The 9577-nt window shown below is 68.6% G+C and carries 9 protein-coding genes; 1 reads left to right on the forward strand and 8 read right to left on the reverse strand.

What is annotated here, in order from left to right; all coding sequences use genetic code 11:
• Positions 1-145 precede the first annotated feature (145 nt).
• The 8 genes from SX243_23345 to tsaB form a co-directional block, all read right to left on the reverse strand.
• On the reverse strand, positions 146-610 hold the full coding sequence (locus tag SX243_23345; GenBank protein ID MDY7095921.1) for a DUF3465 domain-containing protein: 465 nt from the start codon (positions 608-610) through the stop codon (positions 146-148).
• A complete protein-coding gene (locus tag SX243_23350) occupies positions 607-1932 on the reverse strand; it encodes a pyridoxal phosphate-dependent aminotransferase (GenBank protein MDY7095922.1) in 1326 nt (441 codons plus the stop codon). Before SX243_23350 ends, SX243_23345 begins: the two co-directional genes overlap by 4 nt.
• A 76-nt stretch (positions 1933-2008) precedes the next feature.
• Positions 2009-2953 carry an Asd/ArgC dimerization domain-containing protein gene (locus SX243_23355; protein MDY7095923.1) on the reverse strand — a complete coding sequence of 315 codons (945 nt, stop codon included), beginning with the start codon at positions 2951-2953 and terminating at the stop codon, positions 2009-2011.
• Between the two features lie 88 nt (positions 2954-3041).
• Positions 3042-3869, reverse strand: a complete 828-nt coding sequence (pssA, locus tag SX243_23360; protein MDY7095924.1) for a CDP-diacylglycerol--serine O-phosphatidyltransferase — start codon at positions 3867-3869, stop codon at positions 3042-3044.
• A complete protein-coding gene (locus tag SX243_23365; GenBank protein MDY7095925.1) occupies positions 3866-4546 on the reverse strand; it encodes a phosphatidylserine decarboxylase in 681 nt (226 codons plus the stop codon). Before SX243_23365 ends, pssA begins: the two co-directional genes overlap by 4 nt.
• Positions 4547-4741: 195 nt before the next feature.
• The gene (locus tag SX243_23370; GenBank protein ID MDY7095926.1) at positions 4742-4975 is read right to left on the reverse strand and encodes a YdcH family protein; all 234 of its coding nucleotides are present in this window, start codon (positions 4973-4975) and stop codon (positions 4742-4744) included.
• Between the two features lie 126 nt (positions 4976-5101).
• Positions 5102-5659 (reverse strand): GNAT family N-acetyltransferase, encoded by a 558-nt coding sequence (locus SX243_23375; GenBank protein MDY7095927.1) that lies wholly within the window; start codon positions 5657-5659, stop codon positions 5102-5104.
• 9 nt (positions 5660-5668) lie between these two features.
• Positions 5669-6463 (reverse strand): tRNA (adenosine(37)-N6)-threonylcarbamoyltransferase complex dimerization subunit type 1 TsaB, encoded by a 795-nt coding sequence (gene tsaB / locus SX243_23380; GenBank protein MDY7095928.1) that lies wholly within the window; start codon positions 6461-6463, stop codon positions 5669-5671.
• A 195-nt stretch (positions 6464-6658) separates the two neighbouring features.
• Here tsaB and mutS point away from each other — a divergent pair, with 195 nt between their 5' ends.
• Positions 6659-9346, forward strand: coding sequence for a DNA mismatch repair protein MutS (mutS, locus tag SX243_23385; protein MDY7095929.1), 2688 nt, complete (start codon positions 6659-6661; stop codon positions 9344-9346).
• Positions 9347-9577: the final 231 nt, after the last annotated feature.

Here is a 9577-nt window from a genome sequence, read left to right on the forward strand (position 1 = left end):
GCTGGGAGTACCCCGGCTTGCCGCGTAACCTCAACTCTTCGAACCGCCGGATGCGGACCCGCATGTCCGGTGGTGTGGGAGGGGACGGCCGGGGCGAATCCCGGCCGCCTCTATCCCGATTCTCCCAAGTTTTTCAGCCGACGAATCAGCGGTAGAGCTGACCGCGGTGGCGGATCCAGCCGCCAGCGCGGCGGCCCCGGGGGTCGTGGTGGGTCCAATGGACCACGCCGCCGCGCTCGTTCCAGACGTAGTCACCGTGCACTACCACCCGGTCGCCGAGCTCGGCGGGTACCTTCGGGGCGAGGTCGATGTTGTGGCTGATCAGCAGGGTGTGACCGCCGTCCAGCTGCAGGATGAAGCGTTGGTGGCGGGAGCCTTGCAGATCGTCGGAGAGCAGCCGGATGATCTCTCCCTCCACCTCGACGGGCACCTCCTCGGCCTGCCGATGGAAGGCTTGGAGCACCGCCTCCTCGCCGGTACCGTGGTCGGGAGCGAGGCAGCCGACTTGGGGGATGAGCGCCCAGGCGCTGACGGCGAAGAGGAAGAGGCCTGCCAGCCAGCGAGGCGCCAGCAGCGGCGCGGTAGCGCTCCGCCGGCGCAAGGTCTTCAACCGCCGGCCTCGCGAATCATCTTGGCCAGGCGGTCCAGGCCTTCCGACACCACTTCCATTTCGGGGCCGAAGGAGAGGCGCACGTGCTGGTGGAAGCGGGAGCGGTGGCGGGCACGGCGCTGTCCCGGGTTGACGTCGAAGAAGACCCCCGGGACGCAGATCACTCGATGGTCCAGCGCGGCGCGGAAGAAGGACATACCGTCGGCCAGGCTAGGGGGGAGCCGGCGCAGGTTGACCCAGGTGTAGAAGGTGCCGTCGGGCGTGCGGTCGACCCCCAGACCCATTTCCCGCACCCTCTGCAGCATCAGCTCCCGCTTGGGCCAGAAGGCGGTTTGAATGGCCTCGGTCTCCTGCTGCACCCGGCTGGGCTCCAGCAACTCCACGGCGGCCCGCTGCAGGGGCTTGGAGCCACCGCCGTCGAGGAACGATCCGGCGCTGGCCATGGCCTCGATGACGCTTTTGGGCCCGACGCTCCAGGTCACCCGCCAGCCCGGGTAGCGCCAGTTCTTGGTCAAGCCGTCGAAGATCACCACCGGGTCCCGGTCCACGTCCTCGACGTGGCTGGCGGCGCTCAAGGTCGGGCTCTCGCCGGTCCAGATATAGCGGGAGTAGAACTCGTCGAGGAGCAGCGAGCAGTCCAGGGAGCGGGCCACCTCCACCCACGAGGCCATCTCATCCCCCGCCACCGCCTTACCGGTGGGGTTGCAGGGATTGGACAGCAGCACCGCCATCAGACCCCGGCCCATCACCTCCCGGCGCAGCTCCTCGGCGGAGAAGGCGTAGCCCTTGCTGTCGTCGAGGAGGATGGGGATGGGGGAGAAGAGGCGGAAAATATCCAGCAGCTCCTCGTAGGCGGTGTAGTCGGGGAGGAAGTGCCCCAGGTTGATATGACCCAAGGAGGCCGCGGCGCGGGTGAGGCTGGCGCGGCCGCCGCCGGAGATGCACACATTCTCGGCGCTGTAGCGGCTCCCCATGCCACGGCGGTAGGTCTGGTTATAGAGCTCCGCCACCGCCTCCCGCAGCTCCCACAGCCCCGCCACCGGAGCGTACTCCTGATCTTCGGGATCGATGGTCACCGCCTCGGCGCGGGGCGGCGAGCCGGGCAGCGGGCCGGTTTCCGGCTGTCCCTGGCCGAGATTGCACCATTCCCCCGGCGCCCCGGGAAAGCCCCGCCGCTGGGCCTCGGAGGTGACGTAGATGACCCCGGTGCGGGGTACCCGCCGAAAGGCGCCGATGCCCTCGACGGCAGCGGTTCGAGGGCTGGTCGAGGGTTTTGCCGAGGGCGGTGCGGAGGGTGTGGAGGGTGCGGTGGGATGTTGCATGGGGCGCTCCGGTAAATTCTCGATCCGTTGATCGCCGGGCTAGTTTAACTTCCCCCCGCCCCAAAAGCCGGCCGACTCAGCCCTGATCGAAGAGATGCCGAAGGATTTCTACCGCGTTGAGGGCGGAGCCGCGGGTGAGGTTGTCGGAGACGCTCCACAGGCGGTAGCCGCCGGCGTCGCGGCGCAGGCGGCCGATGAGCACGTCTTCCCGGGCCGCGGCGTCCACCGGGCTCAGCTCGTCGTCCCCCGCCCACTCCAAGTGGGGCGCGTCGGAGAGGGCGTCGCGGATCGCTTCCGTGCCCGGATCCTCGGTGAAGCCCAGGGCCAGGCTGAGGGCGCAGCCGTGGAAGAAGCCGCCCTGGAGGATTTCCACCGAGAGCTTCGGCGCTGAGTCCACCAGGGCCGTCACCAGCTCCGCCACCGGCGGCGCAGCATCCTCCGGGGGGAAGAGATTGAACGCCAGCTGGCGGCCGAAGACCTCCCGGGGCTGCTCACCGGCGAAGGCCAGGACCCGGCGGGTCTGCTCGAAGAGCTCGTCGAGGCCTTCCTGATCGCGCATGGACGCCGGCTGGATCACCGTCGCCGTCACCGCGCTCAGTCCTAGACCCGCCAACGGCTTCAAGATCAGCCCGAGGGCGACGGCGGCGGGGTGGGGGCTGAGCATCCGCTCGCCGCGCTGGGCGTCCTCCAGATTGATGCCGGCGACGATGGGGTTGCCGGCGGCGACCCCGGCGTCGGGGCTGAGCACCAGGGCGGTGGCGGCGGGGGGGAGCTGTTCCAGGGCGGGGGCGCAGGCGGCCCAGGGGCCGCAGAGGAGCACCACGTCGGCGCCTTCCAGGGAATCTCCCCGCAGCTCCTGGACCATGGCGGCGGCGCCGCGGACGTCCACCAGCGTGCCGACCTCCGCCTCGTTGGTGGAGAAGAGGTTGAGCTGTGACCACAGCGAACGGTGATTCTCGAGGGTTTCACGAATCTCGCGCCCCACCAGCGTGGTGGGGTGCAGCATGGCTAGAACGGTCATGATTCAGACTCCAGGAGGAAGGGCGGATTCGGGATGTAGTAACGACTCCAGGATCGCCGGCGCGCCTCGGAATGCAAGGAGACTCTCTTCAGGTGTGTTCCGCATCGCCGCTGGCTTCCGGCGTCGTCATCGGCGAGCGCCGGAGGCGGCCTCCGAGCCAGGCGACGGGACCGGAGAGGGTGTAGAAGAAGCCGATGGCGAGGAAGAAGGCCGGCGGATAGTACACCAGGGTCAGCAGGATGGCTGCCAGGGGGATCAGGCCGCGGTAGCTCCAGCGCCGCCGCAGGTCGAACTTTTTGAAGCTGTGGTAGCGAAAGGTGGAGACCATGAGGATGCCGATGGTGACGAAGGCGAGCATCATGGCGCCTTCGAGGGATAGGGACCAGGTCTTCTCCAGGACTTTGGGATCCGGGGCGAAGAAGAGGACCGAGCTGATGGCACAGGCCGCCGCCGGCGCCGGCAGGCCGACGAAATAGCGGGAATCGTAGTCGGTGGTGGTTTGAACGTTGAACCGGGCCAGCCGGGTAGCGGTACAGACGACGTAGAAGAGGGGGATCAGCCAGCCCAGGCGGTCCCACTGATCCAATCCCCACAGGAACCCCAGGAGTCCCGGCGCCATGCCGAAGGTGAGCACGTCGGCGAGGGAGTCGTATTCCCGGCCGAACTCCGATTCGGTGCCCGAGAGGCGGGCGATGCGGCCGTCCAGCGTGTCGATGATGGCGGCCACGAAGATCATCACCGCGGCGCGCTGGAAATTGCCGTTGAGCCCCAGCACCACGGCGTAGAAGCCGAGGAGCATGTTGCCGATGGTGAAGGCCGATGGCAGGAGATAAGTGCCCTGGCGCAGCCGTCGCCGAACTTTCCCCTGGGCCTTCCCTTGGTCCCCTCCCTGACTGTTCCCCTGCGGCTTGCTCACCGTGGGGCCTCGGCGCCTTTGGCGGCATCTTCTGCGGCATCGGCCTGGGTCGGCGGCAAGGCCATCACCGTCAGCCCGGAGCGCACTGTGTCACCGGGGGAGACCTGGATGCGATAGCCCTCCGGCAGCAGCAGGTCCACCCGCGAGCCGAATTTGATCAGCCCCAGGGGGGCACCGCGCTCGACCTTCATTCCCGGCTGCAGGTAGCAGACGATGCGCCGGGCCACCAGGCCGACCATCTGGCGCACGCCGAAGAGCTCGCCGCCGGCGGTGCGCAGGACGGTGAGGTGGCGCTCGTTGACGCTGTCGATGTCGCCGCGGAAGGCCGCCCGTTTGGCACCGGCGGTGAGGCGGGAGCTGACCACCTCGCTGGATACCGGCACGGTCTGGGTGTGGACGTTGAACACCGAGAGGAAGGTGATGATGCGCTGATAGCGGCGGTCTTCCATCTCCGGCTCGGTGATGGTGTCGATCTTGAGCACCCGGCCGTCCGCCGGTGCCAGCACCGCTTCCGCCGCGCCGGAGAAGCGGCGCACCGGGTCGCGGAAGAAGAGCAGCAAGAGCACTGCGAGGATCATGGAGAGCACGGCCCAGAGGTTGTGGCCGAGCCACAACAGCAGGGTCGCCAGGATGACGAAGGGAAGAACGAAAGGCCAGGCCTCACGGGCGAAGCGCATGGGGGATCCTCGGTAGATGGCGGTCAACGATCATAGGGCGGTACCGGAGCGGCGGGGCAAAACTACCCTGCGCCGGTGCGGAACCGGGCTTGGTGGGGAGGAGACGAGGTGGAGCGGCGGCCGTGGGCCCGGTGGCCCAGGAACCCGACGATCCGGGCTCGGCGACCGCGGCTCGGTCCAGCCGGCTAGGAGCCCCTAGGCCGAAACCTCGGCGCGGGCGTGCTCCCGCAGAATCTGTTCCATCTCGTCCTTGAGGCGCAGCTTGTGCAGCTTGATGCGCTTTTCCTCCGCTTCGTCCTCCGGAGACAGCAGGGACTTGGCGTTGAGCTCTTCCAGGCGGCGCTCGTACTCCTGGTGCTCTTTGTGCAAACGGCGGTAGTCGCTATCCGTTTCTGACAGCTGCTGCCTCAAATCCTCGAAATCCGGCATCGGCAAGTGCCTCCTTTGAAGGGAGTGTAGAGAGCCCACCGCGGCGGGCGGGAAAGTTGGCTTGTGAGATTCGGTCTAAGGACCGGAATGGGATGTAGAAGTCTCATCTAGAGATGCTTGAGGCTATCACCGGCCCCCGGCTGGATCAAGCTCCCGGCGAGCTTCCGGGGTGCCCTCGCCAGCGGTCCCGGCGGACCTCTCGGAGGGCTTTGCCGACGGCTCCCCGCGGCTCATCAAGAGGGCGTCGGAGCCGCCCCGGTAGTAGCCCCGGCGGCGCCCTTGGAGGGTGAATCCGCTGCTCTCGTAGAGGGCGATGGCCGCACCGTTGGAGGCGGCGACCTCCAGGTGGCAGATTCGGCTGCCGGCCCGAGCCAGGCGCCGGAGCCCGGCGTCCAACAGGCACCGCCCGAGACCGCGTTGCCGATGCTCCGGCGCCACTCCGATGCGCAGTAGTTCCGCCTCTTCCCCCAGCGGCCGGAAGAGGGCGAAGCCGGCGCCGGTGCCGTCCGGGAGCAGCGCCAGGATGGTGAGAGAGTGATCCAGGGCGTCCGCCAGCTGAGCCCGGCTCCAGGAATCGTCGAGACAGGCTGCTTCGAGGTCCACGAGCTGGTCCAAATGCTCGGGGCCGGCGGTCAGTAGCCGGATTCGGGCTCGAGTCGGGCCGGCGTCTGCAGCAGCGCTCATGGGGCGGCCTCAGGAGCGGGGGCGGCTCACCGCCGGAGCCTCCAGGTAGAGGGGCTGGGTGAGTAGCCGGGGCTGCCAGCGATTCTGGCCGGAAGCGGCGAGATGGCCGGCGGTGGCGGCGAGGGCAGTGGGCTCGATCCAGCGCATGTCGTCGGTCCAGTGGGGAAGCTGGCGAAGAGGGGTGAGGCCGAAGCCCGCGACCGCCTTCACCTCCAGCTGAGCGAGCTCCTCCCCGGTGCGCCGCCGAGGCTGTTCCAGAGGAACGGGTTCTTCCAGGGGGTGGGGGGTGGCTGAGCTCTCCTCCCGGGCTTCCTTCCGGGCTTCCTTCCGGACTTCCTTCCAGGCTGGGCCATCGCTTCCCACGGCGAAGCGCTGGCTGAAGAATTCTCCCCGGCGGGCGTCCACCACCGCCACCACCGTGCCCTCGACCTCGGGCTTCGAATCGTCGGCGTCCGGGCGCTTCCCAGCGGCGGCGGCGAGGACCTCCAGGGTCGGGAGGGCGGTGGCGGGCAGGCGGGTGGCCTGGTGCAGCCCCAGGACCGTCGCCAGCCCCACCCGCAGGCCGGTGAAGCTGCCGGGGCCCTGGATCGCCACCAAGCCGCCGAGAGTCTCCAGCGTCATCCCGGAGCGTTCCAGCACCCGGTCCACCAGCCCCAGGAGGATGCGCGAGCTCTGCCGTTGGGCCACCGCCTCCAGGGCCAGAGTGCGGTCCCCCTGGACCACCGCGACGCTGACCACCGGCGAGGCGGTGTCCAGGGCGAGGACGGCGTCACCGGGGGCGGGGGCTGGGGTTTGGGAAGACATGGACGCTCGATTATACCGGGATCGGGGAGATCCCGAGCGCGGCGTCGTCGGATCGGGGGACGGAGTCGCTCCACGGTTGATCGGAAACCGGCCGTAGGCTAGCCTGTTGCGTCGTTGCGTGCCGGCGAAATAGCACCCAAAGCGTCGAAACTGATCGCGCGGTAGAAGCCGCGCGGGAGAAGCAAGGAGACTCTAGTGCCCCGAGGCAAGAAGGCCGCCGAGGAGAGCTCGAAGCAGGCCAGCTCACGGAAGAAGTCCGGGTCCTCAGCGCGGCCTCCCAAGCTGACGCCCATGCTGCGTCAATATCTCGAGGTCAAGGCGCAGCACGAAGACGCCATCCTCTTCTACCGCATGGGGGATTTCTACGAGCTCTTCTTCGACGACGCCGAGCGCGCCGCGCCAGTGATGGAGGTCACCCTCACCGCTCGCAACAAGGGCTCGGAGAACGAGGCTCCCATGTGCGGCGTGCCTCACCACTCGGTGGATTCCTACATCGGCAAGTTGCTCAAGGCCGGGCTGCGAGTGGCCATCTGCGATCAGGTGGAGGATCCGGCCCAGGCCAAGGGGCTGGTCAAGCGGGAGGTGACCCGGGTGGTAACCCCCGGCACGGTGAGCGAGCCGAGCCTGCTGGAAGGCAAGGAGGAGAACCACCTGGCCAGCGTCGTGTGGAACGGCGAGCAGGGGGCCGGCGCCTTTCTCGACATCTCCACCGGCAGCTTCTTCGTCCGCCGATGGGAGAGCGTCGAAGAGTGCATCGAGGATCTGCGGCTGATGCGCCCCCGGGAAGCTCTCTACGAGGCGGAGGGAGTGCCGGAGGCGATCCGGCGCCACCTGGAGGGGGAGATCGTCTGCGTCACCGCCCTCGAGGGGGACCGGCTCTACGATCGCAAGCGGGCGGCGGAGCTGCTCCAGCGGCAATTAGACACCACGACCTTGCGGGGCTTCGGCCTGGAGGAGAAGGAACCGGCGGTACGCGCCGCGGCGGCGGCCCTGGCCTACGCTCAGGAAACCCAGCACAGCGACCTCTCCCACATCCAGAGCCTGGCGCTGCGGGAGAGCGGCGAGGCGCTGGTCATCGATTCCACCACCCTGGCCAATCTGGAGGTCTTCCGCAGCTTGCGGGAAGGGGGCCGCAAGGGCACTCTGCTGTCGGTGCTCGACCGTACCGTCACCGCTCCCGGCGGCCGCACCCTGCGGGGTTGGCTGCGGCGCCCGCTGCGCGATCCGGCAGCCATCGGCCAACGCCACGAGGCGGTGGGAGAGCTGGTGCAGCAGGGCGAGGTGCGCCAGCGCCTGCGGGAGCTGTTGGCGCGAGTCAGCGATCCGGAACGACTGCTCACCCGGGCGGTGCTGGGGACCCTGGCGCCGCGGGAGACGGCGGCGCTGCGGGACAGCCTGGAGCTGCAGCCGGAGCTGCTGGCGCTGGCCGCCGAGTGCGAGAGCCCGCTGCTGGCGGAGCTCGGGGCCACCGACCCCCTGCAGGATCTCCACGCCGAGCTGGCGCGGGTGCTGGAGGAAGCGCCGGCGACCCAGCTCAAAGACGGCGGCGTCATCGCCGAGGGCGTGGACGAGGAGCTGGACCGCCACCGTTCCTTGGCTCGGGACAGTAAGCGCCACATCCTCGAGCTGGAGGCCAACGAGCGCAAGAGCACCGGCATCTCATCCCTCAAGATTCGCTACAACAAAGTCTTCGGCTACTACGTCGAGGTCACCAAGGCCAACCAGCACCTGGTGCCGGAGCACTACATCCGCAAGCAGACCCTGGTCAACGCCGAGCGCTACATCACCCCGGAGATCAAGGAGCTGGAAGAGCAGATCCTGGGAGCGGAAGAGAAGCAGCTGGCGCTGGAGGCGGAGCATTACGCCGCCCTGGTGGCACGGGTGGCCCAGGCCGGTGCCGGTCTCTCCCGGCTGGCGGCGGCGCTGGGCCGCCTCGACGCCCTCACCGCCTTCGCCGAGGTGGCGGTGAAGGGTCGCTACCGTCGCCCCACCATGCTGCCCCTGGGGGAACCCATCACCGTCCGGGAAGGGCGCCATCCGGTGGTGGAGCAGACCAGTACCGATCCTTTCGTGCCCAACGACGTCGAGCTGGACGGCGAGGAAGCCCAGATCGTCCTCCTCACCGGACCCAACATGGGCGGTAAATCCACCTACCTGCGGCAGGTGGCGCTGCTGGTGCTGATGGCCCAGGCGGGGAGCTTCGTGCCAGCGGAGGAGGCGACGCTGGGAGTGGTGGACCGCATCTTCACCCGCGTCGGCGCCAGTGACGACCTGGCCCGGGGCGAGTCCACCTTCATGGTGGAGATGATCGAGACCGCCAACATCCTGCACCACGCCAGCGCCCACAGCCTGGTGATCCTCGACGAGGTGGGCCGCGGCACCGCCACCTTCGACGGTCTCTCCCTGGCCTGGGCCATCGTCGAATATCTGCACCGGGAGACCGGCTGCAAGACCCTCTTCGCCACCCACTACCACGAGCTGACGGAGCTCGCCGCGGTGCTGCCGCGGCTGGTCAACCGCACCCTCAGCGTCAAAGAGTGGGGGGAGCGCATCATCTTCCTGCGGCGGGTGGTGCCGGGAGCGGCGGACAAGAGCTACGGTATCCAGGTGGCGCGGCTGGCGGGATTGCCGGAGGACGTGACCCGGCGGGCGTCGGAGGTGCTGGCGAACCTGGAATCCCAGGAGTACGATTTCTCCGGCAAACCGCGGCTGGCCCAGGGGGAACATGCACCGCCGGAAGCCACCAGCAAGCCTCCGCAAATGCCTCTCTTCACTCCGCCGGAGGAGGTGGTGGCGGGCCTGCTGCGGGAAGTGGACCTCGACGAGCTCACCCCCCTGGCGGCCCTCAATCTGCTGCAGAGCCTCAAGGATCGGTTGCGGTAGTGGGCGGAAATAATTCTCCGAAGCGCCCGCGAGGATGAAAGACAGGTCGTGACAGTCGACCAGGTGTAGGGGCAGGTCTTGTGCCTGCCCTCGGTGTTGGGGGGCTTCGCAAGAGGTGACCCTGGGGATCGTTCTGGGCGCGGGGTTCGGAGCCGCGGTGACTGCTGGGCGCGGGCGACCACGAGGGTCGCCCCTACCGGCTAGAACGACTTTGATCCAGCCGGTAGGGGC

The organism is Acidobacteriota bacterium (assembly GCA_034211275.1).
In the GTDB taxonomy this organism is placed as follows: domain Bacteria; phylum Acidobacteriota; class Thermoanaerobaculia; order Multivoradales; family JAHZIX01; genus JAGQSE01.